Source organism: Streptomyces sp. NPDC103540 (genome assembly GCF_055584445.1).
Genome location: NZ_JBVJMA010000024.1, coordinates 45,332 through 69,378, shown reverse-complemented (window position 1 = coordinate 69,378; position 24,047 = coordinate 45,332). Strand labels below are relative to the sequence as shown.

20 protein-coding genes are annotated in these 24,047 nt (G+C 74.4%); 13 read left to right on the top strand and 7 right to left on the bottom strand.

Translation table 11 applies throughout. From position 1 onward, the window contains the following. Positions 1-122: 122 nt before the first annotated feature. Positions 123-620: a hypothetical protein gene (locus ACZ6ZI_RS37470; RefSeq protein ID WP_469528932.1), complete on the bottom strand. Its 498-nt coding sequence runs from the start codon at positions 618-620 to the stop codon at positions 123-125. A 1-nt stretch (position 621) separates the two neighbouring features. Next, positions 622-1,167: a hypothetical protein gene (locus tag ACZ6ZI_RS37465; RefSeq protein ID WP_469528928.1), complete on the bottom strand. Its 546-nt coding sequence runs from the start codon at positions 1,165-1,167 to the stop codon at positions 622-624. Between the two features lie 225 nt (positions 1,168-1,392). Here ACZ6ZI_RS37465 and ACZ6ZI_RS37460 point away from each other — a divergent pair, with 225 nt between their 5' ends. Both ACZ6ZI_RS37460 and ACZ6ZI_RS37455 read left to right on the top strand, forming a co-directional pair. Further along, positions 1,393-2,064, top strand: a complete 672-nt coding sequence (locus ACZ6ZI_RS37460; protein ID WP_469528925.1) for a TetR/AcrR family transcriptional regulator — start codon at positions 1,393-1,395, stop codon at positions 2,062-2,064. Continuing rightward, a complete protein-coding gene (locus tag ACZ6ZI_RS37455; RefSeq protein WP_469528922.1) occupies positions 2,061-3,437 on the top strand; it encodes an MFS transporter in 1,377 nt (458 codons plus the stop codon). The genes ACZ6ZI_RS37460 and ACZ6ZI_RS37455 overlap by 4 nt, the downstream gene beginning before the upstream one ends. A gap of 52 nt (positions 3,438-3,489) precedes the next feature. On the opposite strand, the gene ACZ6ZI_RS37450 is transcribed toward ACZ6ZI_RS37455, so the two are convergent. The 3 genes from ACZ6ZI_RS37450 to ACZ6ZI_RS37440 all read right to left on the bottom strand — a co-directional run bounded on the left by ACZ6ZI_RS37450 (position 3,490) and on the right by ACZ6ZI_RS37440 (position 7,417). Continuing rightward, positions 3,490-4,398, bottom strand: a complete 909-nt coding sequence (locus ACZ6ZI_RS37450; RefSeq protein WP_469528918.1) for a geranyl diphosphate 2-C-methyltransferase — start codon at positions 4,396-4,398, stop codon at positions 3,490-3,492. 2 nt (positions 4,399-4,400) lie between these two features. Continuing rightward, positions 4,401-5,888 (bottom strand): family 2 encapsulin nanocompartment cargo protein terpene cyclase, encoded by a 1,488-nt coding sequence (locus tag ACZ6ZI_RS37445; RefSeq protein ID WP_469528915.1) that lies wholly within the window; start codon positions 5,886-5,888, stop codon positions 4,401-4,403. A gap of 116 nt (positions 5,889-6,004) precedes the next feature. After that, the gene (locus ACZ6ZI_RS37440; RefSeq protein ID WP_469528913.1) at positions 6,005-7,417 is read right to left on the bottom strand and encodes a family 2B encapsulin nanocompartment shell protein; all 1,413 of its coding nucleotides are present in this window, start codon (positions 7,415-7,417) and stop codon (positions 6,005-6,007) included. Positions 7,418-7,872: 455 nt separating this feature from the next. Between ACZ6ZI_RS37440 and ACZ6ZI_RS37435 the strand changes: the two genes are divergently transcribed. From ACZ6ZI_RS37435 to ACZ6ZI_RS37395, 9 genes are all read left to right on the top strand, one after another. Further along, positions 7,873-8,415 (top strand): type 1 glutamine amidotransferase domain-containing protein, encoded by a 543-nt coding sequence (locus ACZ6ZI_RS37435; RefSeq protein ID WP_469528910.1) that lies wholly within the window; start codon positions 7,873-7,875, stop codon positions 8,413-8,415. Between the two features lie 84 nt (positions 8,416-8,499). Next, positions 8,500-8,901: a hypothetical protein gene (locus tag ACZ6ZI_RS37430; protein WP_469528907.1), complete on the top strand. Its 402-nt coding sequence runs from the start codon at positions 8,500-8,502 to the stop codon at positions 8,899-8,901. A gap of 64 nt (positions 8,902-8,965) precedes the next feature. Then, positions 8,966-10,243, top strand: a complete 1,278-nt coding sequence (locus ACZ6ZI_RS37425) for a cytochrome P450 (protein WP_469528905.1) — start codon at positions 8,966-8,968, stop codon at positions 10,241-10,243. 259 nt (positions 10,244-10,502) lie between these two features. Further along, entirely contained in the window at positions 10,503-11,165 is a 663-nt protein-coding gene (locus tag ACZ6ZI_RS37420; protein ID WP_469528903.1) for a hydrolase, read from the top strand. Positions 11,166-11,170: 5 nt separating this feature from the next. Beyond that, entirely contained in the window at positions 11,171-11,662 is a 492-nt protein-coding gene (locus ACZ6ZI_RS37415) for a DoxX family protein (protein WP_469528900.1), read from the top strand. 106 nt (positions 11,663-11,768) lie between these two features. Next, positions 11,769-12,599, top strand: coding sequence for an alpha/beta fold hydrolase (locus ACZ6ZI_RS37410; protein WP_469528896.1), 831 nt, complete (start codon positions 11,769-11,771; stop codon positions 12,597-12,599). A gap of 233 nt (positions 12,600-12,832) precedes the next feature. Next, a complete protein-coding gene (locus tag ACZ6ZI_RS37405; RefSeq protein ID WP_469528893.1) occupies positions 12,833-13,822 on the top strand; it encodes an alpha/beta hydrolase in 990 nt (329 codons plus the stop codon). Positions 13,823-13,836: 14 nt separating this feature from the next. Then, positions 13,837-15,711, top strand: a complete 1,875-nt coding sequence (locus ACZ6ZI_RS37400; RefSeq protein WP_469528940.1) for an amidohydrolase — start codon at positions 13,837-13,839, stop codon at positions 15,709-15,711. Positions 15,712-15,728: 17 nt separating this feature from the next. Then, positions 15,729-16,430 (top strand): GPR1/FUN34/YaaH family transporter, encoded by a 702-nt coding sequence (locus ACZ6ZI_RS37395; protein WP_469528891.1) that lies wholly within the window; start codon positions 15,729-15,731, stop codon positions 16,428-16,430. A 75-nt stretch (positions 16,431-16,505) separates the two neighbouring features. Here the strand turns inward: ACZ6ZI_RS37395 and ACZ6ZI_RS37390 are convergent, their stop codons facing one another. Then, positions 16,506-17,519, bottom strand: a complete 1,014-nt coding sequence (locus ACZ6ZI_RS37390; RefSeq protein WP_469528888.1) for an AraC-like ligand-binding domain-containing protein — start codon at positions 17,517-17,519, stop codon at positions 16,506-16,508. 198 nt (positions 17,520-17,717) lie between these two features. Beyond that, on the bottom strand, positions 17,718-20,423 hold the full coding sequence (locus tag ACZ6ZI_RS37385; RefSeq protein WP_469528886.1) for a helix-turn-helix transcriptional regulator: 2,706 nt from the start codon (positions 20,421-20,423) through the stop codon (positions 17,718-17,720). Positions 20,424-20,949: 526 nt separating this feature from the next. Between ACZ6ZI_RS37385 and ACZ6ZI_RS37380 the strand changes: the two genes are divergently transcribed. Further along, positions 20,950-21,474: a hypothetical protein gene (locus ACZ6ZI_RS37380; protein ID WP_469528883.1), complete on the top strand. Its 525-nt coding sequence runs from the start codon at positions 20,950-20,952 to the stop codon at positions 21,472-21,474. A 401-nt stretch (positions 21,475-21,875) separates the two neighbouring features. Then, positions 21,876-24,020 carry a hypothetical protein gene (locus ACZ6ZI_RS37375; protein ID WP_469528881.1) on the top strand — a complete coding sequence of 715 codons (2,145 nt, stop codon included), beginning with the start codon at positions 21,876-21,878 and terminating at the stop codon, positions 24,018-24,020. Positions 24,021-24,047: the final 27 nt, after the last annotated feature.

Genomic DNA, 24,047 nt, shown 5'->3' with positions numbered 1-24,047 from the left:
CGCGCGCCGCCCGCGCGGGCGGCGGCGGCCCCCCCCCCCCCGGGGCCGGCGGCCCCCCCCCCCCCCCCCCCCCCCCCCCCCCCCCCCCCCCCCCCCCCCCCCCCCCCCGCCCCTCCTCGACCTCAGGCGTGGAGCAGTCGTTCGAAGAACGTGCGGTACTGGCGCAGTGCGAGCCTCAGGTCCTCGGTCGCGACCTCCTCCCCCCGGTCCCACTGGCCTTCGAGGCCCTGCTTGTCCTGGGCGAAGGTGCTCGCCAGGGACTGCATGACCTCGGCCACCAGGGCGTCGGCGGAGCGGACCGACTCTCGGGGGTCGTCGACGAAGCGGCCCTGGATCTCGCTCCACCGGCGGCGGAACTCCTGCCCCTCGTCGCCGCCCAGCAGTGGCGCCGCGCCCTCCTCCTCGCCGCCGGCGTCGCCGGCGGCCTCGGTCTCCCGGCCGATCGACGCGTCGGCGTACTCCTCCCGCTCCCGCGCGTCGCGCGCCGTGGCCTCGCCGGGGAAGATCGGGGCGGTGTCGGTGTCGCCCGCGCCGCTCCCGCGTCCCGGATCGGCGATGTCCTCGGTCGTCAGTCCGCCGGATCCGGAGGTCCGGCGCTCGTCAGGATCGATGGTGTTCATGTCAGCGGGTCCTCTCGTCGTCGAGCAGCTCCGCGAAGAGGGCGCGGTAGTGCACCATCGCCCCGCGGAGTTCCTCGGTCGTCGCGCCTCCCTCGGCGCTGCGCGTCTTGACGGTGTGGGCGGCGCGGTAGTGGCCCAGGGTGCTCCCGTGTTCGACGGAAAGGTCGCGCACGCGGCCGTCGTAGCCCTCGTCGGTCGGGTAGCCGCGCTCGCGCATCAGGCGGGAGACGAGGGCGTCGGCGTCCGCGACGGAGCCTTCCGGGCGGTCGACGAATCGTTCCTGTACGCCTCGCCATTCGTCGGCGTACTGATGGCGCCGCTCCGCGGGCAGTTCCTTGATCTCCAGCTTGTCGTGGCGCTGTTCACGGGAGCGCAGCTCCCGCTCGGCGGCCAGCTTGCCGCCCTCCTCGCGCACCGCGCGTCCGTACTCCGGCCCGAACCGGTCGCGCAGCCGGCGCCGCCGGGAGAGTACGACCAAGGTGACGGTCAGCGCGAGGACGACGACGACCGCCGCGACGATGATGCCGATCAGTGTGGCAGTGGACATGTCCGCCCTCCGTTCGGGGAGTTCACGGCGCACCGGGCGTGAGGTGCCGGACGCACCGGGTGCGGAACCCGGTGCCGGTACGTCGGGTGCCCTGCGGCTACCCGCTCCCGGTCGGGGCAACCCTCGCCCTCGCGAAGGCGGCGGACCGCGCCTCGGGGCGGTCCGGGAGGACCGGCGGCCCGTACGGGAGTAGACAGTGTCTACACATCCTGGTAGACACGCTCCATGGACAGCGAGAAATCCCTGCGGGACCGGCTGATCGACGCCGGGGTGGACCTGGTGAGGACCGAGGGTTCCGGCGCCCTCGGACTGCGCGAGATCGCCCGGCGGGCCGGTGTCTCGCACGGCGCCCCGCGCCGCCACTTCCCCACCCACCACGCCCTGCTCTCCGCGATCGCCCACCGCGGGTTCGCGGAACTCGGCGCGCGGTGCGACCGGGAGATCACCGGCGAGAGCACCCCCGAACTGCGCCTGAGGGCGCTCGGGCGGGCCTACGTCCGCTACGCGCTGGAGCAGCGCGGCATGTTCGAGCTGATGTTCCGTCACGACCTGCTGGACAGCACGGGCCGGGGCGCGGACGGGCCCCGGCTCAGGGACTCGACGCTCCCGATGTTCGAGCTCCTCGTCGAGCTGGTCGCCGCGTGTCGCGCGGGGCGACGGGCCCGGCGTACGACGGCCCCGCCGGCGGCCGTCACCGCCGCCGCCCTCTGGTCGAACCTGCACGGGGTCGTCCAGTTGTGGGCGTGGGGCAGCCTGGACCTCGTCCTCGACGCCGGGGCCGAAGACGGCGAGGTCGGGACCTCCGGCGCCGGCGAGGTCGGGACCCGCGACGAGGAGCGGCTGGAGCGGCTGCTCACCGCCGTGTTCGACGCCCACCTCGGCCCGGTGGGCCCGTGACCGCTCCCCCGCGCCCCACCCCGGCCCTCCTCGTCAGTGTCGCCGGAGCGGCGATCGTCGCGCTGGACGGCACGGTCCTGCTCGTGGCGCAGCCCGCCCTCCAGCGCGACCTCGGGGCGAGCGTGGGCCAGGTGCAGTGGACCAGCACCGGCTACCTCCTCGCCGTGGCGGCCCTGCTCGTGATCGCCGGGCGGCTCGGCGACCGCTACGGGCACGCCCGACTGCTGCGCGTCGGCGTCCTCGGCTTCGCCGCCGCCTCCGCCGGCATCGCGCTCGCGCCGTCGGTCGGCTGGGTGATCGCCCTGCGCGCCGCGCAGGGGGCCTTCGGCGCCCTCCTCCAGCCGGCGACGCTCGCGCTGCTGCGCCTGGCGTATCCGACGGACCGGCTCGCCCGCGCGGTGGCCGTGCGGACGAGCGCGATCGGGATCGCGGCCGGCGCCGGACCCCTCCTCGGGGGCGCCCTGGTCGCGCACCTCGGGTGGCGTGCCGTGTTCGTGGTGAACGTGCCGATCGGGCTCGCGATCGCCGTCCTCACCCTGGCCGTACGCGCGCCCGCGCCCGTACGCGGGGCGACCGGGCGGCTCGGCCTCGCGGGGCCGGCGCTGCTCGCGCTCGCCCTGGCGGCCCTGGTGCACACCCTGGTCGGCGTCCCGGCGCACGGCTGGAGCGCCCCCGCGACGCTGCTCGGTTTCCTCGCCGTCGCGGGCCTCGCGGTGGCCTTCGCCGACCACCAACGCCGCTCGGCGCACCCCGTGGTGCCGGCGGACGTGGCGCGCTCGCTCCCGGTGACGGCCTCGATGGGGTTGCTGCTGCTCGTCTCCGCCGGCATGTTCGGCGCGCTGTTCGTCGGCACCTTCTTCCTCCAGGACGTCCTGCGGCTCGACCCGCTCGACTGCGGCGTCCGGGTGCTCCCGCTGACCGTCCTCATGGTCCTCGGCACTCCGGTGGCCGCAGCCGCGCTGCGCCGCCACGGCCCGCGCGCGACCGCGATCGGCGGCACGCTCCTGGTCGCGCTCGGGACGGCGGGGTTGTCCCGCCTGGACGCGGACGCCACGTGGGGCTTCGTCTCCGTCACCTTCGCGGTGCTGGGCGCCGGGTTCGCCGGCGTCATGGTCACCGCCACGGGCACCGTGGTCGGTGAAGCGCCGCCCGGCTACGCGGGCGTGGTCGGCGGGCTGAAGCAGACCGCGATGAACGTCGGCCCCACCCTCGGCATCGCCGTCGCCGCCGGTCTGATGGCACCGGGCGCGACCACGACGGGCCCGCCCCTGCTCGCCCTGACGGCGCTCGTCGCCCTCGCGCTGCTGCCCGCCGCCCTGCTGCCCGCCACGCCGGCGGCGGCGCGCCCGGCGCCCGCTCCGGTGGCGCGCTGAAGGGCCGGGCCCCCGGTGGGGCCCGGCCCGTTCCCTCACGTGCCCTCGGGCGTCAGACGCGGTCGGCCGCGATCAGGACGTACTGGAAGGAGCCGTCCTTGTAGGAGTTGATGAACGCCTCCTCGATGCCGGTGACCAGGGAGGACTGGGCGCGCAGCTCCCAGTAGGGCAGGGTGTCGGGCGTCAGGTCGATGACGGCCTGCGGCACGAGGCGGTTGTCGGCCATGGCCCGCAGGTACTCCCGGCGGGAGTGGATGTTGCACTCGAAGTGCGCGTTGATCTGAGAGACCCACTTCGAGGGCTGGCCGTAACGCGGGTTCCAGCAGCCGGTGATGGTCACGTAACGACCGCCGACCGCGAGGACGCGGGAGTGCTCGGCGAAGAGGTCGTGGAGGTCGACGTACATGCTGGACTCGTTGTTCCACGAGCCGGCGGCCTGGCCGGTCTCGAACGGCGTGTGCAGCATGTTGCAGACGCGGGCGTCCACGTGGGACTCGATGCCGAGTTCACGGGCGCGCTGGTTCGCGAAGTCGGCCTGCTTGGCCGACAGGGTGACGCCCTTGACCTTGCATCCGAAGCGCTGGTGGGCCATGACCATCGACCCGCCGCGACCACAGCCGGCGTCCACCAGCGTGTCGTCGCGCGTGATGGGGCCGAGGTGGTCAAGGAGCACTTCGGCCTGCGCCGACTCCAGGCGGTGGAGTTCGGCGATGAGCCGCTTCTCGTAATCGCCGTCCGAGGCGTCGCCGAGGGCCGCGTGGTCGACGTCGCCGATGCCGTAGTGGTGGTGGTAGAGGCCGTCGACGTCGCCGAGGCGGAGGTTGACGGGCCGGGCCTCGTGGTCCCAGTAGCGGGCGATGTCACCCTGGTAGGGGGTCGCCGGCGAGGGGATGATCACCGAGGGTGCGGCGGTGGTCGTGTCGACGGTGGTGAATTCGGTGCTGGTCACAGATAAATCCATCCTTACCAGAAATCGGGCAGGCTGTAGCGATAGGTGTTGGTCTGGTGCCAGTGGTGGTTGCCGTCGACCCAGGCGGCCACTCCGCGCAGGAAGCGCGACACGCTCGGGACGGGGCAGGCGGCGGCCAGGGCGGCCGCCTCCGATTCGAACTCGTGCATGAGCTCGTTGTGGACCTCGACCGCCTTCAGGTAGGCCTCCTTGACGGGGAGGTCCTCGCGTCGGGCGATCACCACCGGCAGGTTCAGGTGCAGGCCGGGGCTCGCGAGCTCCTTGGTGTAGGAGTAGAGGTCGTTGACGATGGTGGTGGCGTTGCCGGCGAGCGCGATGACGCGTTGCATGGCCGGCTGCGCGTGCAGGTCCGCCGGCAGTTCGTAGCCGCCGACGGTGTCGGTGATGGTGGGGCAGGGGCGGAAGTTGTTGAACTGCCGCATCGACAGGTACTCCCACACCTCCGGTACGTGGTCCGTCTCCGCCCAGGAGGCCTCGGCGAGGTACCCCAGGTGGAGGCGGGCCATGTCGTGGCGGAATCGATCCGCCTGGGAGGGCGTCGCCAGTCGGAGGAAGTACTCCATCGCCGAGCGGTAGGACCGCCGGGGGGCGTCCGCGTACAGCGACTCGGCCCAGGCGGGCCGGTACTCCTGCGTCGTGTGGAGCGGGTCCAGCGCGGTGTGCGCCAACAGCAGGCGCCCGCCGAGGCCGACGGGGGATCCGCCGTGGTCCTCGCAGTACACGTCGTCGACGGCGTTCTCGGCGACCATCAACCGCGTGGCGACCATCAGGTGATCGACGGTCGGGGCGTCGGGGTGGCAGCCCACCATGTAGCGGCCGACGACGAACCCGTCGAACTCGTCTTCCCAGTCGTCCGGGTAGAGGTCGACCTCGTCCTCCGCCCAGGCCTTGATCCTGCGGCTGACCTCCTCCACCCGCACCGGATCGGGCTCCGGGATCGGGTGGTGGTAGAGGCCGGGGATCGGGCTGCCCACCGCCGGCTTTCCGCCCGCGGCGGACGGGGAGGGCGCGGGCGCCTCCGCGCGCCGGGCCAGGGACAGGCTCGCCGTGCCCAGGCCGCTGGGGCCGCGCAGGATCCGCTCCAGGGGCGCGACCACCACCGACGCGTCGGCGGGGGCGACCTGGTGTGGCGGCGCCTCGGATACCGGAAGCTCCGGTGCCGGAAGCTCAGGTGCCGAAAGCTCCGGTGCGGCGGCCTCCGCCGGGACCACCGCGGGGGCGGTCCGCGCGGCCTTGAAGGGGTGGACGGGGGCCGATGGGAGGCCGGCCCGTACGGGCGCGGCGTCCGGGGCGGTGTCCGGCACGGCGCTCGGCGCGACGTCGGGCACGACGCCCGGGGCGATGTCCGGCGCGACGCCCGGAGGGAGGTCGGTCGCGGCATCGACGCCGGCGGCCTCCGCCCGGGCCAGGACGTGCGCCCCGAAACCGGCCGCGGCGGCCGGCAGGCCCGATTGCAGGGGGGAGAGCCCGGGAGCGGGCATCCGTTACTCCTTGGTGAGGTGGGTGGGCCGTCCCGGATCCCGGGAGTCCCGGGCGCGGCCGGCCCGGTACGCCCGGGCCGGTGCGGCCTGTCGCTGCCTGTCGCTGCCTGTGCGGACTAGTCGCGCCTGCGGGCGATCTGGACGTTCTCCAGGACGCCGAGCGCGTCGGGGACCAGGACGGCGGCGGAGTAGTAGGTGGTGACCAGGTAGGAGATGATCGCCTGCTCGCTGATGCCCATGAACCGCACCGACAGACCCGGTTCGTACTCCTCCGGCAGCCCGGTCTGGTGCAGGCCGATGACGCCCTGGTTCTCCTCGCCGGTGCGCATGGCGATGATGGAGCTGGTGTTCTCCCGGCTGATCGGGATCTTGTTGCAGGGCAGGATCGGTACGCCGCGCCAGGCGGGGACCGACTGGCCGCCGACGTCCACGTGGTCGGGGTAGAGCCCGCGGGCGTTGAACTCGCGGCCGATCGCGGCGATCGCCTTGGGGTGGGCCAGGAAGAACTTGGTGCCGCGCCGGCGGCAGAGCAGCTCGTCGAGGTCGTCCGGGGTGGGCGGGCCGGAGTGGGTCTGGATCCGCTGCTTGAAGTCGGCGTTGTGCAGCAGGCCGAACTCCCGGTTGTTGACGAGCTCGTGCTCCTGGCGTTCGCGCAACGCCTGGATGGTCAGACGGAGTTGCTCCTCGGTCTGGTTCATCGGACCGTTGTAGAGGTCGGCGACCCTCGTGTGGACCCGCAGGACGGTCTGGGCGATGGAGAGTTCGTACTCGCGCGGCTTGAGTTCGTAGTCGACGAAGGCCCCGGGCAGGTCCGCCTCACCGGAGTGGCCGGCGGACATGGCGATCTCGGCCTCGCCGTGCCGGTTCTGGCGCTGTTGCGGCAGCGAGCCGACCCTCTCGACGTGGTCGCGCAGGCCCGGCGCGGCGGCCAGGACGGAGGCGAAGTCGGCGCGGGAGAGGGTGAGCAGCGTACCGGCGGTCTCGGCGGTGGCGGTGAACTGCCAGCGGGCTTCCTCGTCCACGAGGGCGTCGTCGCCGAACCGGTCTCCGTCGGCGAGTACGGCGACGCCCACCTCGTCCCCGTACTTGCCGACGGAGGTCTGGGCGATGCGGCCGTGGGCGATCAGGTGGATCTGCTCGGCCGGGTTGCCGCGCTGCACCAGGACCTCGCCGGCGCGGAAGTCCCGCTGGACGCACCGGCCGGCGAGGGCGGTCAGCACCTCCACGTCCTCGAAGCCGCGCAGCAGGGCCAGTTCGCCCAGTTCGCGGGGGATCACGCGAACGTCGGCGCCGTCCTGGACGAACTCGATCCGCCCGTCGCCCACGGTGTAGTTGAGACGCCGGTTGACCCGGTAGGCGCCGCCCTTGGTCTCCACCCAGGGGAGCATCCGCAGCAGCCAGCGGGAGGTGATCTCCTGCATCTGGGGGGCGGACTTGGTCGTGGTGGCGAGGTTGCGGGCGGCGGCCGTGCTCAGGCTGGACTGCTGAGGCGGTGCCGGCTGCGCTTCCGGGCTGGTGTCGACGGTCATCGCGCGGGGATCTCCTTCACAAGGGCGGTGATCGGCGTACACGCGCGTCACCGGGTAAAGAGCAAAAATGGGGGCGAATATCGGGGAATCCGTCCAGATCCGTGGGAACACTAACGGCCGAATCACCGGGCCCGCCCGGTCAAGCGAGGGGCATTACCTCAATGCAGTGATCTTGCGAGGAAGGGTGTTTACGGGGGCCTGCGACGGGATCGCGCCATATGCCGCCGGTTCATCCCGTCGGCCGGCCGGAACTCGTCCCGCACCCCGCCCGTGCCCCTCGCGCGGCGGTCCCGCGAGTGGGGCCGGCGTCACCGGGCAGGCGCCCCCACGCACCGGACGAGCGCGCACGGGCGCGGACGACCGCCCCGACCCCGGCGCCGCGTGCCGGTCGCGACCCGAGAGAACCCAGAGACCCGAGAGAACCCAGAGCCGAGAAAGCGAAGGAAGTGAGTGCCGTGCGCATCGCCTTTCTGACCGCGCCCGAAGGCGTCGAGGAGGTCGAGCTGACCTCGCCGTGGGGGGCGGTCGGCGGCGCGGGCTGGTCCGCGCAGCTCGTCTCCACCTCCCCCGGCCGGGTCCAGGCCTACCGTCACCTCGACAAGGCGGGCACCCACCCCGTCGACCACGTGCTCGCCGGCGCCACGTCCGACGCGTACGACGCGCTCGTCCTGCCGGGCGGGGTCGCCAACCCCGACGCGCTGCGGACGGACGACAGGGCCGTGGCCTTCGTCCGCGACTTCTTCGAGGCGGGCAAACCGGTCGCCGCGATCTGTCACGCCCCCTGGGTGTTGGTGGAGGCGGACGTCGTACGCGGTCGGACGCTGACCTCGTGGCCCAGCCTGCGGACCGACATCCGCAACGCCGGGGGCACCTGGGTGGACGAGGAGGCGCACGTCTGCCGCGCGGGGCCCGCCGCGCTGATCACCAGCCGCAGGCCGCAGGACCTCGACGCCTTCTGCTCCGCGCTCGTGACCGAGTTCGCCGGCGTCCGCGCGTGAGGCTCGACCGGCGCTCGACCGCGGATCGGTCCGCCGCCCGGCGAAGCCCGTTCAAGCGCCCTCCGGGCGGGCTACGCTCCTCGGATGGAACGCGCTGAGGTACTCAAACGGGTGATCGGCATCCTCACCGAGGCCCAGGACATCCGCCTGGCGGCCCAGGCGGGCGAGCCGGGGGATTTTGAGGCTTCCGGGGATTCCGGCCGGGATCCGGACGGCGAGGGCGGCACGGCCGGCGTCGCCACGCACCTGCTGAACGAGATGTTGCCGTCGATCCGGGTGCCCGCCGACGCGACCCCTCGGGAGGTGGCCGCACTGGTCGCCGAGGCGCTCGGGCCGGCCCTGCACACGATGGTCTCCGGGTTCAGCCTCGCCTTCACCAGCCTCGCGATGGCCCACGACGCGGGGCGCACGGACGTCACCTCGATCGAGGTGCTCCAGGAGCTCGCCCTGGAGATCGAGGCCGGAACCTACGACGAGGGCCCCTGAGGCCCCTGAAGCACCGCTCGGGCCCCGCCGGCATGGGTGGGGCCCGACCGGGTAGGGGCCGCACATGGCAGTACCACTGACCGACAGCACGCTGTCACTGCTGACCCACGGTTACGCCTGGGCCCCCACCCTGCGCCGGGCCCACGACGACGCCCCCCTGATCCGCACCCGCCTCCTGGGCCACGCCACGGCCCTGCTGCACGGTCCCGAGGCGGTCGCCCTCCTCTACGACACCGAGCGCGTCCGGCGCCACGGAGCGGTTCCCGGTCCCGTGCTGGACACCCTCTTCGGCCGCGGGGCCGTGCACACCCTGGACGGTCCCGCGCACCTCGCGCGCAAGGGGCTGTTCGCCTCGGTCCTGATGGATCCCGCCTCCGTCGCCGCCCTGACCCACCGCGTCGAGCGCGGCTGGCAGGAGGCCGCGCCCGGCTGGGAGGGCCGTCGGGTGGTCCTCTTCGACGAGGTCGCCACCCTGCTCGCCGAGGCCGCCTGCGACTGGACGGGCCTGCCGGTGCCGCCGGACTCCGCCCGGCAGATCGCCGAGGACTGCGTCGCCATGGTCGACGGCTTCGCGACCCCGGGTCCCCGGCACCGGCACGCCCGTCACGCCCGGGACCGGCAGGAGGGCGCGCTGGCCCGCGCCGTGGTCGACGTACGCTCCCCCGGGGGCGGCCCGTCGGCGGCGGCCGGGTCCCCGCTGGAGGCGATCGCCCTGCACCGCGGGCCCGACGGCGCCCTCCTCGATCCGCGCACGGCCGCCGTCGAGCTGCTGAACGTCATCCGGCCGACCGTCGCCCTGGCGTGGTTCGTGGTCTTCGCCGCCCACGCCGTGCACCGCCACCCCGGGCGCGGGGACGAGCTGCGCTCCGGCGGAAGGGCCCACGCGCGGGCCTTCGCGCACGAGGTCCGCCGCTTCTACCCCTTCGTGCCCTTCATCGCGGCCCGGGCCGCGGCGGACCTCACCTTCGCGGGCACCCGGATCCCGGCGGGGACGCTGCTGCTCCTCGACGTCTACGGGCACCACCACGACCCGGCGCTGTGGCACGCGCCCTACCACTTCGAACCCGTGCGCTTCCTCGGTCGCGAGCCCGACCCCTCCGAGCTGATCCCGCAGGGCGGCGGGGACGCCCGGACCGGCCACCGCTGCCCCGGCGAGGACATCACCGTCACCGTCCTCGCGGCCCTCTCGGCCGCCCTGGCGGACCTGGACTTCGCCGTACCGGCCCAGGACCTGTCCATCCCGATCAACCGCATCCCCACGCGCCCGCGCAGCGGCTTCGCGATCGACGTCGCCCCGGGGGCGGGCAGCCGCTCCGGCCTGGCCTCCCGCTCGCGGACCTGAGCCGGCACGACTCTCCCGCACGCACGGCCCCGTTCCGCCGCCGCGATGGTTCGCGGCGGCGGAACGGGGCCGTGCGTGCGGGGGCAAGGGGGCGGGCGCGCTGGGGCAACCGCGTCACGGCGGGCGGGCCTACGTTCGGGGCGTGGCCGGTCGCGGGAACGCGGCGGCGGTCACTTCCCGACCTCTTCGCTTCCTTCCTTTGTTTCCTTTCCCTTCCTTTTCCTTGCCTCCATTTGTCGCGTCCCGAGAGGACAGCCCCATGTTCGACGTCAGTCGGGTGCACGCCGCCCCGAGCACCGACCTCCTCACCCCCGACAACTCCGTCATGCTCTTCGTCGACCACCAGCCGCAGATGTTCTTCGGCACCGGCAGCGGCGACCGCACCGCGATCATCAACAGCACGGTGGGCCTCGCGAAGGCGGCGCGGGCCTTCGACGTCCCCGCCGTACTGACCACGGTCGCCGCCGAGTCCTTCTCCGGGCCGCTGCTGCCGCAGTTGGCCGCCGTGTTCCCCGACGCGAAGCCGATCGACCGCACCAGCATGAACGCCTGGGAGGACGGGGACCTGGTCGAGGCGGTCCGCGCCACCGGCCGCAGGAAGATCGTCCTGTCCGGGCTGTGGACCGAGGTCTGCCTCGTCCTGCCCGCGCTGTCCGCGCTGGAGCAGGGCTACGAGGTCTACGTCGTCACCGACGCCTCCGGCGGCGTGACCCCGGCCGCCCACGAGCACGCCCTCCAGCGGATGCTCGCCGCCGGCGCGGTCCCCGTGACCTGGGTGCAGGTCCTGCTGGAGCTCCAGCGGGACTGGGCGCGCCAGGAGACGTACGGCGCCGTCATGGAGATCGTCAAGGAGCACGCGGGGGCCTACGGCCTCGGCGTCGTCTACGCGCAGGCGGTCATCGGCGCGCACGCGGCCGGCTGACCCCCTTGGACACCGGCCTGCTGGTCCTGCGGCTGCTGGTGGGCCTGCTCATCGCCGGCCACGGGGTGCAGAAGATCAGTACGCGCCTCGGCGGGAAGGGCCTCGACGGCGGGGCCCGCGAGTTCCGCGCCGACGGCTTCCGCGGCGGGGCGCTGACCGCCCTCGCGGCGGGCGGCGGCCAGATCGGCTCCGGGCTGTCGCTCGCGGCCGGGCTGCTCACCCCGCTCGCCGCCGCCGGGGCCATCGGCGTCATGACCGTCGCCCTGACCGTGAAGTGGCCGAACGGCCTCTGGGTGCAGGACGACGGCTACGAGTACCCCCTGGTCCTGATCGGCGTGGCCGCCGCCCTGGCGGCCTGCGGTCCCGGGGCGTGGTCCCTGGACCGGGCGCTCGACCTGACGCCGTACCCGCTGTGGTGGGCGGCCCCCGTCCTCGCGGCCGGCGTGGGCGGCGGGCTGCTCACCCGGCTCGTACTGCACCGCGCGCCCTCGCCGTGAGACCGGTCCGGCCGTCCGCGCACACCCCTTCGGGCGGGCGGCCGGGCCCCCCTCCGGGCCACGCCCCGGACGAGAACCCAACGACAACGCACAGGAGCACATCCACATGCCCTACATCAAGGTCGCCGAAGGCGCCTCCGCGCCCGTCGAGCTCTACTACGAGGACCACGGCGCGGGCCGTCCCGTCGTGCTGATCCACGGTTGGCCGCTCGACGGGGCCTCCTGGGAACGGCAGACCGCCGCACTGCTGGCCGCCGGACACCGGGTCGTCACCTACGACCGGCGCGGCTTCGGGCGCTCCGACCGGCCGGCGGACGGCTACGACTACGACACGTTCGCCGCCGACCTGCACGCGGTGCTGACCGCCCTCGACCTGCGCGAGGTCACCCTCGTCGGCTTCTCGATGGGCTCGGGCGAGGTCGCCCGCTACCTCGGCGCCCACGGGTCCGGGCGGATCGCCGGGGCCGTCATGATCGGGGTCGTCCCGCCGTTCCTGCTGAAGACCGAGGACAACCCGGCCGGGGTGGACGCCGGGGTCTTCGAGGGGATCGAGGCGGCGCTGCGCGCCGACCGGTTCGCGTTCATGAGCGACTTCCTGGCCGACTTCTACAACGTCGACGTGCTGGGCGGCGAGCGGATCAGCGAGCAGGCGGTCCGGGCGAGTTGGAACGTGGCGGCGGGCGCCTCGGCCAAGGCCACCCTCGACTGCGTCCGGGCCTGGCTGACCGACTTCCGCGAGGACCTGCCCCGCATCGACGTCCCCGTGCTGATCGTCCACGGCGACGCCGACCGCACGCTGCCCATCGACTCGACCGCGATCCCGCTGGCGCGGCGGATCCCCGGCGCAGAGCTGAGGATCGTGGCGGGCGGCCCGCACGGCCTGCTGTGGACGCACGCCGACGAGGTCAACGAGGCGCTGCTCGCCTTCCTCGGCTGAGCGGGCCCCCCGTCCGGCGTGCCGGTGGTCGTCTCCCGTCCGGGGGCGGCCACCGGGCCGATCCTGGGCCTCGTACGCCACGGGCGCCCCGCCCGGTCCCCTGCCCCGTCGTCCCCTGCCCCGTCGTCCCCGCCCCGTCTTCTCCCCCCTTCCCCTCCCCCGTCCTCTCCCGCCGGCCTCCTCCCCTCCCCGTCCCTTCCCGGATTCCCACCGACTCCCCAAGGAGCACCGCCTTGTCCCACGTTCCCCCGACCCCCTCCGCGCCGAGCACCCCGCACGCGCCCGTCCTGGAGCCCGCCGCCCGGGCCTTCGCCGACGCCACCGCGCGGCCGCCGTTCCTCTACGAGATCCCCGTCGCCGAGGGCCGCAAGGCCGTGGACGACGTACAGAGCGGCGAGGGCGTCGTCCTGCCGCCCGTCGACGAGGAGTGGGTGACCGTGCCGGGCGGCCCCACCGGCGGGGTCCGCACCCGGATCCTGCGTCCGCGCGGGGCCGCGGGCCCGCTGCCGGTGATCCTCTACATCCACGGGGCGGGCTGGGTCTTCGGCAACGCCCACACCCACGACCGGCTGGTCCGCGAGCTCGCCGTCGGCGTGGGGGCGGCGGTGGTCTTCCCGGAGTACGACCTCTCCCCCGAGGCCCGCTACCCCGTCGCCATCGAGCAGAACCACACCGTCGCCCGCTGGATCGGCGAGGAGGGCGGGCGGTACGGCCTCGACGGCTCCCGGATCGCCGTCGCGGGCGACTCCGTCGGCGGCAACATGAGCGCCGCCCTCACCCTGATGGCCAAGGAGCGCGGCGACGTCCGGCTCGCCGCGCAGGTGCTGTTCTACCCGGTGACCGACGCCTCCTTCGACACCGAGTCCTACGAGCGGTTCGCCGAGGGGTACTTCCTGCGCCGCGACGCCATGCGCTGGTTCTGGGACCAGTACACGACCGACCCGGCCCAGCGCGCCGAGCCCACCGCCTCCCCGCTGCGGGCCGGCGCGGAGCGGCTCGCCGGGCTCCCGCCCGCCCTGGTGATCACCGCCGAGGCCGACGTGCTGCGCGACGAGGGCGAGGCGTACGCCGCCGCGCTGCGGGCCGCCGGCGTCCCCGTCACGGCCCTGCGCGTCCTGGGTACCCTCCACGACTTCGTGATGCTGGACGCGCTGCGCGACACGCGGGCGGCGCGGCTCGCCGTCGGGCTCGCCGTCGACACGCTGCGCGAGGCCCTGGCGTGAGCGGCGCGCCGAGCATGCCCGTGGGGGGCATACGCCCGGTCGCCGCCCCCGCCGGGGGCGCGGCCGACCTCCTCCTCCGCAACGCCAAGGTGTACACCGGGGATCCCGCCCGGCCCGAGGCGGGCGCCGTCGCCGTCCGCGACGGCCGGGTCCTGGCCCTCGGGGACGACCGCGACCTCGCGGGGCTCGTCGGGCCCGCCACGCGGGTCGTGGACGCCCTGGGCCGCCGGGTGGTCCCCGGTCTCAACGATTCGCACCTGCACGTCATCCGGGGCGGCCTGAACTACGTGCTGGAGCTGCGCTGGGACGGGGTGCGCAGTCTGCGCCGGGCCCTCGCCATGCTCCGCGAGCAGGCGGGTCGGACGCCGAAGGGGCAGTGGATCCGGGTCGTCGGGGGCTGGACCGCCGAGCAGTTCGCGGAACGCCGGATGCCGACGGTCGCCGAGCTGAACGCCGCCGCGCCCGACACCCCCGTGTTCGTCCTGCACCTGTACCGGTCGGCCCTGATGAACCGGGCCGCCGTGCGGGCCGCCGGGTTCACCCGGGAGACCCCCGACCCGCGCGGCGGGCAGATCGTCCGGGGCCGGGACGGGGAGCCGACCGGGGTGCTGTTGGCGGCGCCGGGCGCCCTCGTCCTCTACTCGACGCTGGCCAAGGCCCCGACCCTGGGCGAGGCCGACCGGCGCACCTCCACGATCCACTTCCTGCGCGAGCTGAACCGCTTCGGGCTCACCTCGGCCCTCGACGCCGCCGGCGGCTTCCAGAACTTCCCCGACGACTACGGGACGGTCGTCGACCTGGCCCGCTCGGGGGAACTCACGCTGCGCATCGCCTACTACCTGTTCCCGCAGACCGCCGGCCAGGAGCTCGACGACCTGCGGCGCTGGACGCGGACGGTCAGGCCCGGCGACGGCGACGCGTGGCTGCGCCTGGCGGGCGCCGGCGAGAACCTCACCTGGGCCGCCGCCGACTTCGAGAACTTCGCCGAGCCCCGGCCCGCGCTCGACGCCGACTACGAGGTCGGGTTCGAGCGGGCGGTGCGGCTGCTGGCGGAGAGCGGCTGGGGCTTTCGGCTGCACGCCACCTACGACGAGACCATCCGCCGCCACCTGGCCGTCTTCGAGAGGCTCGCGGCCGAGGGGCTCTTCCCCGCCGGCAACCGGTGGCTGTTCGACCACGCGGAGACCGTCTCGGACCACAGCCTGGACCGCGTCGCCGCCCTCGGCGGGGCCCTGTCCGTGCAGAACCGGATGTCCTTCCAGGGCACGGCGTTCCTCGACCGGTACGGCGCGCGGGCCACGGCCCGCACCCCGCCCGTCCGGGCCATGCTGGAGCGCGGTCTGACGGTCGCCGCCGGGACGGACGCCACGCGCGTGTCCTCGTACAACCCGTGGGTGTCGCTGCACTGGCTGGTGAGCGGACGCACCGTCGGCGGTACGGCCCTGTACCCGGCCGCGAACCGGCCGGACCGGCGGACCGCGCTCGACCTGTACACGCGGGGCGGGGCCCGGCTCACCGGCGAGGAGGACGTCAAGGGCGTCCTGCGGGAGGGGTACTACGCCGATCTCGCCGTCCTGTCGCGGGACTACTTCACCGTGCCCGAGGAGGCGATCCCCGACATCGAGTCGGTGCTGACGGTCGTCGGCGGGCGCGTCGTCCACGCGGCGCAGGAGTACGCGGGCCTCGACGAGGCCGTCCCGCCGATCGCCCCGGCGTGGAGCCCCGTCGCCCACTTCGGCGGGTACGCGGCCGGCGGGGCGCGCCAGGCCGACGCCGTGGTCGAGGCCGTCGGCGAGTCCGAGGAGCACCGCCTGTGGCGGGTCGCCCGCGCCGACGCCGGGCCGGGGCCGGGTGTCCCGGGGCCCGTCGACCCGTGCTTCGCGCACTGAACGAGGGGAGTCCGCGGATGAGTACGGATGTCGAAGGGGAGGGTCCCGGTCGTCGTTTCGAGCCGGACCTGCGGTCCATGACCCGGATCACCCTGCGCCCCATCGCCTCGCCGATGCCTCTGGGGTTCTTCACGGTGGCGATCGCCTCCGTGATGACGGGCTGTCTGCAACTGGGGATCCTCCAGGGGCCGGAGCGGCGGGCCGTCGCCCTGTGCGTGCTGCCGGCCTTCGTCCTCCAGCTCCTCGTGTCCGTCCTCGCGTTCGGGGCGCGGGACGTGATCGCGGCGACGCTGATGGGCACCTTCGCCGGGAGTTGGCTGGCGTACGCGCTGGTCGTGGGGACCGGCGCGGCCGGGGGGCCGCGGGTGCTCGGCGTGTTCAACCTGGCGTTCCTGTGCTTCGGGGCGCTGATGGCGGCGGTGACGCGGCCCAAGCGGGCCCTGTGGCTGGTCCTGGTGGTCTCGTTGCCGCGCTGGGCGGCGGGGGGCCTGGCGGGACTGACCGGGTCGCCGTGGCTCACGCACGCGGCGGGGGCGCTGGGCCTCCTGGTGGCCCTCGCGGCCTGCTACGCGGCGTTCGCGCTGATGTTGGAGGACATGCGGGGCGCGCCGGTGCTCCCGATCGGCCGCAGCGGGCCGGCGCACCACGCGGTCGATGGTGACCTGGCGGTGCAGTTGCGCGATCTGGAGCGGCAGGCGGGGGTACGCCGCACCCTGTGAGGGGCCGTCCCCGGCGCGGTGTCCCCGGCGCGGTGTCCCCGGCGCGGTGTCCCGGGTGCGGTGTCCCGGGTGCGGTCAGACCGTGCCCGGGCGCTCCGCGTCCGGGCGGGCGGCGACGGGTTCGGGTCCGGGGGCGCTCCGGGCGTGCGCCTGCCATTCCCGGGGGGACATCCCGTAGGCGGCGCGGAAGGCCCTGCTGAAGTGGGAGGGGCTGACGAAGCCCCAGCGCTGGGCCACCGCCGAGACGGTCGGGGCGGTCGTCGAGGGGCGGGACAGCTCCCGCCGGCACCGCTCCAGCCGTTCGCGGTGGATCCAGCGGCCCACGCTGGTGCCCTCGGCCCGGAACAGTTTGTGCAGGTAGCGCACCGAGACGTGGTGGGCGCTCGCGATCCGCTCCGGCGAGAGCGCGGGGTCGCCCAGGTTCCGCAGGACGTGTTCCTTGACGCGGGCCAGCAGGCCCCGGGCCGCCTCCGGGGCCCTCGGGTCGAGCAGTCCGCGCCGTTCGCGGACCAGGACCCCCAGCAGGTCGGTCGCGGTCAGGGCGAGCTGGTGGGCGGTGTACGCGTCGAGGGCGGCGGCCTGTTCGGCGAGGCGGGTCAGGTACCCGGCGACCAGTCCGGAGGTTCCGGAGCCGGCGCTGAACAGGGTGCCGGTGACCGCGCGCAGGTCGCCGTCCGAAAGGCCCAGGGCCTGCTTGGGCACCCGGAAGGCGGTGAAGCGGAAGTCGTCGGGCTGTTCGCGCCGGTAGGGGCGTCCGGCGTCGGTGCAGGTGAAGGTGCCGGGGCCCACCAGGGCCCGGCGGCCGTCCTGGAGGAGCCGTGCGGTGCCCCGGTGTTGGAGGGTGACGGTGAGGTACTCGGCGCCGCCCTGCGCGATGCGGCGGTCGTTGCGCGAGACCGTCTGCGGGCCCGCCTCGACCACGGAGACCTGGAGGGGGCCGAGCCGCCGGCTGGTGATCGTCCCGACGGAGGATTCGCGTTCGTGCAGGACGAGGTCGAGCGGGATGAAGGTGCCGGACACCAGATCGTGCCAGCGGTCGACCCGTTCGGAGGGCGACAGCGGGGAGGAGGAGGACAGGGCGAGGGGCATGGGTGGCTCCGAGTGCGGTGCGGGGTGTTCCTGTTCCCACTCTCGGAGGCGGCGGCGCCGCGGCCATCCGTCACATGACTTGCCTCGTGTCCGGGGCTCCGACCGCTCGCCCGCTCCTTCGTCCGCCCACCCGTCCGCCCACCCGTCCGCCCACCCGTCCGCCCACCCGTCCGCCCGCTCGCCCGCCCGCTCGTCCGTTCACTCGCCCGGTTCCCGCTCGACGACGTCGCGCAGTTGGCCGCGGGCGCTCACCCCGAGCACGGGGAACGCCTGGTAGAGGTGGGTGCCCACGGTCCGGGGGGACAGGAAGAGGCGTTCGCCGATCTCCCGGTTGGTCAGGCCCCGCGCGGCCAGTCGTACGATGCGCTGCCGCTGCGGCGTCAGGGAGCGCAGGGCGCTGGGCCGGGGCGACTCGACGGCGACGCCGGCCGCCCGCAGCTCCGCCTCGGCCCGGGCGGCCCAGTGCGGGGCCCCGAGGCCCTCGAAGACCTCGCGGGCCTCGGTCAGGGCCGCGCGGGCGTCGGCGATGCGCCGCTGTCGGCGCAGCCATTCGCCGTGTTCCAGCCGGACCTGGCCGCGTTCGAAGGGCCAGCGCGCTCCGGCCGGGTCCCGGAGCGCCGCGTGGAAGTACGCGTCGGCCTCGGCGGGTCCGGCGAGGAGGGCGCGGGCCCTCAGCAGGATCTGCCGCAGTCGGGGCGAGGCGCCGTCGCCGACCTCGACGGTGACGGCCTCCAGCGCGGCGCGGGCCTCCTCGGTGTGTCCGGTGAGCACGGCTGCGGCGGCGTGGTCGGCGACGGCGTAGCACGACAGGTGGTAGTGGACGGGGGTTCCCGAGGCGTCGTAGAGCGCCCGCAGGTGGTGGAAGGCGGCGGCGTGGTCGCCCTGGGCGGTGGCCGCCAGACCGGCGGCGCGCCGGGCGCGGGCGACGGTGGCGAGGGCGCGGGCCGGTTCGGTGACGGCGAGCACCGCCGCGGCGTGGCGCAGGGCGGTCTCGGGTTCCCCGGTGAGGGCGCACAGGGTCGCGAGGGCGGCCAGTGCGCGGGCGGAGCCGAGGCCCCGCCGGCCGGCGAGGAAGCGGTCGGCGAGCCGCTCGACGCCGAGCCGGGCGTCCGCCCACCGGCCGCTGTCGAGGTTGGCCCAGGCCAGGTCGGCGGCGGCCGTGCCGGCGTGGAAGTCGGCCGCGTCCTCCCACTGCGGGTTGACCACCTCGCCGAGCAGGGCGACCGCCGTCTCGGTCTCGTCGAGCAGCATGCACAGGACGCCGAGGGTGTGGTGCTCGGTGGGCATCAGGCCGGGCGCGGTGGTGAGCGCGGGCAGCCGCTCGCGCACCGCGTTCCCGTGTGCGAAGGGGTCGGTGGCGCCGATGTCCCAGAGGTGGAAGGGGTGGTCGGCCATGCCGTCCTGCGCGCCGCGGGCCGCGAGCATCGGGCGGATCCGTTCGCGTTGGGCGGGGATCCCGCTGTGGTAGGCGATGCCGGTCGCGATGGTGGAGACGCCGGCGTCGATCTGCGTCGAGCCGGGCAGTTCGTCGGGCAGGACCAGGGCGAAGGCGCGTTCCATGCGGAGCGTGAGCATTTCCACCAGGCCGCTCAGGGCGGAGATCCACCGCACGGCGTCCGGGGCCCCGCCGAGGAGCGAGGCGCTCGCGGCGAGGGCGCCGGCCCGGTCGACGTCTCCGACGACGACGGCCGCGTAGGCCGCGGTCGACAGCAGGCGCGTCCGCTCGGTGGGGTCCGGGTTCAGCCGCGCGGCCCGGTCCAGGCCGGCGAGGGCCTCGGCGACGGCTCCCCGGGCGAAGGCCCGCATGGCCGTGGTCTCCAGGGCGGTGGAGACCTCCGCGTCGGGGGCGAGCGTGGCGGCCGACAGCTGCCAGGCGCGCCGGTCGGGGTCGGCGTCGAGGACGGCCGCGAGCGCGAGGTGGGCGCGGCGGCGGTCGGCGAAGGGGGCGGCTCCGTAGATGGCCGAACGGATCAGGGGGTGGCGGAAGTGGATGCGGTCGGCCTGGACCCGGACGAGGCCGGCCCGTTCCGCCGGGAGCCACACCCGCGGGTCGGGGTCGGTGGGCAGGGCGGCGAGGACGTCGGAGAGTGCGGCGCCCTCGGCGGCCGCGGCGACGAGCAGTGCCTCGCGGGTGGCCTCGGGCAGTTCGTCGACCTGGCTGGTGAAGGCCCGTTCCAGCAGGTCGGTGACGGGTACGGGGCCCACGGCGGGGAGCCGGCCGTCGCGGGCGGCCGTGCGGGCCAGTTCGATCAGGGCGAGGGGGTTGCCGGCGGCGGCGGCGAGGACGTGTCGGCGGGTGGGGCCCACGGGCGGTTCCGGTTGGGCTCCGAGGAGTTCCTCGGCCTCGGCGGGCGACAGGGCGGGCAGCAGCAGCTGCGGGACGGCCGGGTCCAGCCAGTCGGGGCGGCGGCAGCCCCTCGCGGCGACGAGGAGGGCGATGGACTCGCCGGCCAGGCGCCGGGCGAGGAAGCCCAGCACCTGGCAGCTGCCGGGGTCGAGCCACTGGGCGTCGTCGACGGCGAGCAGCAGGCGTCCGGTCGAGGCGACCTGCGAGGTGAGGGTGAGGACGGCCAGGCTCATCATCATGTGGTCGGGCGGGGTGGGGTCGTCCCCCAGGCCGAACGCGGCGCCCAGCGCGGCGCGCTGACGGGCCGGCAGGCCGTCGACGGAGTCGAGGACGGGCAGCAGCAACTGGTGCAGACCGGCGAAGGCGAGTTCGGCCTCGGCGGCGTTGCCCCGGACCCGCAGCACCCTGGTTCCGGTGCTCAGGGCCTCCTCGACGGCGGTGTCCAGGAGCATCGTCTTGCCGACGCCGGGGTCGCCGAGGAGCAGCATCGAGGCCGCCGCGGTGCGGGGCGACAACGCCTCGGCGAGGATCGCCCGTTCTTGCTGACGCCCGATCAAAACGCAACTCCTGGAACTCTTCGCGCGGGGGTGCGCGGGGGTGGTGATCCCGTGGTCCCCACCCGTTCGAACAGGAAGGCGGGCGGTACCCGGCGGAGCTTAGTCGCAGTGCGTTCCGTGGCGAATTCGGGAGGGTTGCCGGTCGGAGCGGATACGGCCCGCAGATCGTCCGGTTGACGGGCCGTCGGGCCGGATCGGGCGCCGAAGGGCGGGGCGGCGGGGCGGCGTCGGGCACCCGCGCGCGGGGCCGGTAGGGTGGGCCGCGAACCGGTGGGGGACGTTCCGGGCCGCGGTGGTGACACGTACGCGCCAATCACTCGTCCGGGGCGCGAGGGGTCCGTCCGGCACCGTGCGCCCCGTCGGACACCACCCGACACTGCCCGTGGACTGCCGGTACACGTTCCGTGACCGCCCGCCACGGGTTCGTCGCGGGACCTTCACAGGGCGCGCACTTCCGGCCGTTCTCCGCGCCCCCGCCCCCCGAGGGGCAGACGGCGTGTTCGAGGCGGCCCTAGCCTCCCGGGCCATGCGATCACCTCTGAAGAGCCGCCTCGGCCTCGCCACCGTCCTCGCCTTCGTCCTGGCCCTGTTCGGCCTCGCCCCGGCCGCGAGCGCCGACCCCGCGCCGGCCGCGCTCACGTTCACCTCCAACTCCGCCACGGTGACCCCCGGCGGCACGGTGAACCTCTCGATGACGCTCACCAACAACAAGACCTACGACATCTGGTTCGTCTACCAGACGATCAGCCCGACCTGGCTGACCACCCAGCGCCCCGACCTGAAGTACAGCTTCACCGGGTGCAGCCTGGCGACGCCCACGGGCGCCACGTCCTGCTCCGGCACCGGTCCGTCCGACCTCGGCACCAACTACGGCGCCACCATCCCGCCCGGCCAGAGCCGCACCGTCACCCTGACCCTCCAGGTCGCCGCCGACTCCGGTTGCAACGGCAACATAGGTTTCTACTCCTACTACTACGCCGAGTTCAGCGACAGCACGAACACCAGTGGCGGTCCGGCCTACACGCCCGAGACCCGCGTGCTCTGCGCCTGACGGTTCGGCTCGGTCCCACGCCACGGGGAGGTGGCCGGAAAGCGCCGCCCGCCGATACCCGAGTGGTCTGGACCTCTGAAGTGCCGCACCGGCGGACCGTTTCGGTCCGCCGGTGCCGCGTTCGTGCCCGGACCGGCCATCGAGCCGCCGCGGGCTTCCGCTTGAGGTCCGCCGGCGACCCCGCGAAGACCGGCCGGTCCCGGATCGACGCCCTTTGGGCACCTACTTTTTTTCGTCGGTTTTCGCGACATCACCACGAAAGCTACACACAGGCACCACCATGTGACGCGACGGATGCGTCGACGACCGGTTTCTGAGGGGGACATCGGCGTCGCGCCATGGGGGAGCGTCCGCTTCGTGCGAAGCGTGCTCACCCCTGCCCGGGGAGGGGACTTCACCGCATGAAGCGAAGGATACGCACCGCCGCGTTATCGGTCGGCGCACTCATCGTCGCGCTCGGCCTGCCCGCGGGCACGGCCCAGGCCGACACCACGACACCCCGCGTCGACCTGCGGGTGCTGGTCGTGACGGACGGCGGACCGGCCGTGCAGGCCATCACGGCGGAGCTGGAATCGGCGGGGACGCCGTACACGCAGATCGACCTCACCCGCCCGGACCGGCCCACCATCGACCCGGCCTTCCTCGCCGACACGGTCGACGGCCGGCCGCGCGCCAAGTACCAGGCGGTGGTGCTGCCCAACGACAACCCGTTCTCGGCGGGCTCCACCGAGATGACGGCCCTGGCGGCCTACGAGCAGGCGTACTCGATCCCGCAGGTCGACGCCTACACGTACGCGCGCCCCCAGGTCGGCCTCCAGTACTTCGTCCCCGGCGGCTACGCCGGCAGCGTCGACGGCGTCCAGGCCCAGGTCACCGCCGCCGGCCGCTCCGGGCCCTTCGGCTACCTCGAAGGGGCGGTGCCCTTCGAGGACAACTCCCCCACCGTGGGCGAGAGTTACGCCTACCTCGCACAGCCCGCCCCCGGCGCGGACTTCACCCCGTACGTCGACGCCCCCATCCCGGGCACGGCCCGACGCGGATCCCTGGTCGGCGAGTACCGGCACGACGGGCGGCGCGAACTCGTCGTCACCTTCGTCTACAACCGCTACCAGCAGCAGTATCGGCTGCTGGCCCGCGGCATCGTGGAGTGGATGACCGGCGGCGTGCACCTGGGCGCCTCCCGCAACTACTTCGCCGTCCACGTCGACGACGTCTTCGCCGCGGACGACCGCTGGGACACCGTGCTCAACTGCACCCCCGGCGACGTCGACTGCGCGGCCGGGACCGGCACGCCCAACCCCATCCGGATGACCGCCGCGGACGCCTCGTACGCCAAGTCCTGGCAGGACTCCAAGGACTTCACCCTCGACATGGTCTACAACGGGGCCGGCAGCCTCGACCAGCGCGAGGACAACAACGGGGTCGACGAGCTGGCCGACCGGCTCCAGGCGGACCGCGCCGAGTTCCGCTGGATCAACCACACCTACACGCACGCCTTCCTCGGCTGCGAACAGGACACCAGCGTGGTCCCGTGGCGGTGCGCCACGAACCCGGGCGGCGGCACCAAGTGGGTCAGCCGGACCGCCATCGACGACGAGATCGTCCTCAACCGCGTCTGGGGACAGAGCTTCGGGCTGCCCCTGCAGAACGACGAACTGGTCACCGGCGAGCACTCGGGCATGGCCGTCCTGCCGCAGCAGCCCCAGGACAACCCCAACCTCGCCCTCTCCCTGACCGGCACCGGCATCAAGTGGCTCGCCTCCGACAACTCCCGCGACCCCGAGCAGCGCCGGGTCGGTTCGGCCGCCACCGTCGCCCGCTACCCGGTGAACGTGTACTACAACGTCGGCAAGGCCGCCGAGGCCGTCGACGAGTACAACTGGATCTACACCTCCCGGGCCCAGGGCGGCAGCGGCATCTGCGAGGACCACGCGGACACCACCACCTGCCTGCCCGCCCCGCTCGACCCGGCCACGGCGTACGCCGGCCACATCGTGCCGATCGAGACCCGGACCGCGCTCGGGCACGTCCTGTCCAACGATCCGAAGCCGCACTTCATCCACCAGTCCAACCTGGCCGAGGAGCGCCTCGCCTACCCCGTGCTGAACGGCGTCATCGACGGCTACCAGGCCCTCTTCGCCGACAACACGCCCCTGGTCAACCAGCGGATGAAGGACACCGGCCTCGAACTCCAGCGCCGCGGCGCCTGGAAGGCCGCCGTCAAGGCCGGGCAGGTCACCGCCTACCGCGTCGGCGACACCGTGACCGTCACCGCCCCCGCCGGGCTCGACGTCACCGCGACCCTGCCCGCCGGCACCCGGCAGGGCGGCCCCACCGGCGCCGCGTACGGCAGCCCGTACGCCGGGCAGGTCTCCGGCTGGACCCCCTCGACGGGCACCCCGCTGACGCTGGCCCTGCCCGCGTCGGCGCCCGCGGCCCCGTCCGCCGTGACCGCGCCGCAGTCGGCGCCGGCCGTCGCCCCCGCCCCGGGCACCCACGTCCCCGCGGCCGTACGGGAGTCCGGCGCCGAAACCGACCGGCGCTGAGACGGCGTACGCCGGTCCCGGCCGCCG

Excerpts from the sequence above, each read along its gene's own strand:
- ACZ6ZI_RS37460 (WP_469528925.1), top strand. The coding sequence starts at position 1,393 with ATGGACAGCGAGAAATCCCTGCGGGACCGGCTGATCGACGCCGGGGTG.
- ACZ6ZI_RS37420 (WP_469528903.1), top strand. The coding sequence starts at position 10,503 with ATGTTCGACGTCAGTCGGGTGCACGCCGCCCCGAGCACCGACCTCCTC.
- ACZ6ZI_RS37440 (WP_469528913.1), bottom strand. The coding sequence starts at position 7,417 with ATGACCGTCGACACCAGCCCGGAAGCGCAGCCGGCACCGCCTCAGCAG.
- ACZ6ZI_RS37465 (WP_469528928.1), bottom strand. The coding sequence starts at position 1,167 with ATGTCCACTGCCACACTGATCGGCATCATCGTCGCGGCGGTCGTCGTC.
- ACZ6ZI_RS37390 (WP_469528888.1), bottom strand. The coding sequence starts at position 17,519 with ATGCCCCTCGCCCTGTCCTCCTCCTCCCCGCTGTCGCCCTCCGAACGG.
- ACZ6ZI_RS37380 (WP_469528883.1), top strand. The coding sequence starts at position 20,950 with ATGCGATCACCTCTGAAGAGCCGCCTCGGCCTCGCCACCGTCCTCGCC.
- ACZ6ZI_RS37425 (WP_469528905.1), top strand. The coding sequence starts at position 8,966 with ATGGCAGTACCACTGACCGACAGCACGCTGTCACTGCTGACCCACGGT.
- ACZ6ZI_RS37375 (WP_469528881.1), top strand. The coding sequence starts at position 21,876 with ATGAAGCGAAGGATACGCACCGCCGCGTTATCGGTCGGCGCACTCATC.
- ACZ6ZI_RS37395 (WP_469528891.1), top strand. The coding sequence starts at position 15,729 with ATGAGTACGGATGTCGAAGGGGAGGGTCCCGGTCGTCGTTTCGAGCCG.
- ACZ6ZI_RS37400 (WP_469528940.1), top strand. The coding sequence starts at position 13,837 with ATGCCCGTGGGGGGCATACGCCCGGTCGCCGCCCCCGCCGGGGGCGCG.
- ACZ6ZI_RS37470 (WP_469528932.1), bottom strand. The coding sequence starts at position 620 with ATGAACACCATCGATCCTGACGAGCGCCGGACCTCCGGATCCGGCGGA.
- ACZ6ZI_RS37445 (WP_469528915.1), bottom strand. The coding sequence starts at position 5,888 with ATGCCCGCTCCCGGGCTCTCCCCCCTGCAATCGGGCCTGCCGGCCGCC.
- ACZ6ZI_RS37430 (WP_469528907.1), top strand. The coding sequence starts at position 8,500 with ATGGAACGCGCTGAGGTACTCAAACGGGTGATCGGCATCCTCACCGAG.
- ACZ6ZI_RS37410 (WP_469528896.1), top strand. The coding sequence starts at position 11,769 with ATGCCCTACATCAAGGTCGCCGAAGGCGCCTCCGCGCCCGTCGAGCTC.
- ACZ6ZI_RS37450 (WP_469528918.1), bottom strand. The coding sequence starts at position 4,398 with ATGGATTTATCTGTGACCAGCACCGAATTCACCACCGTCGACACGACC.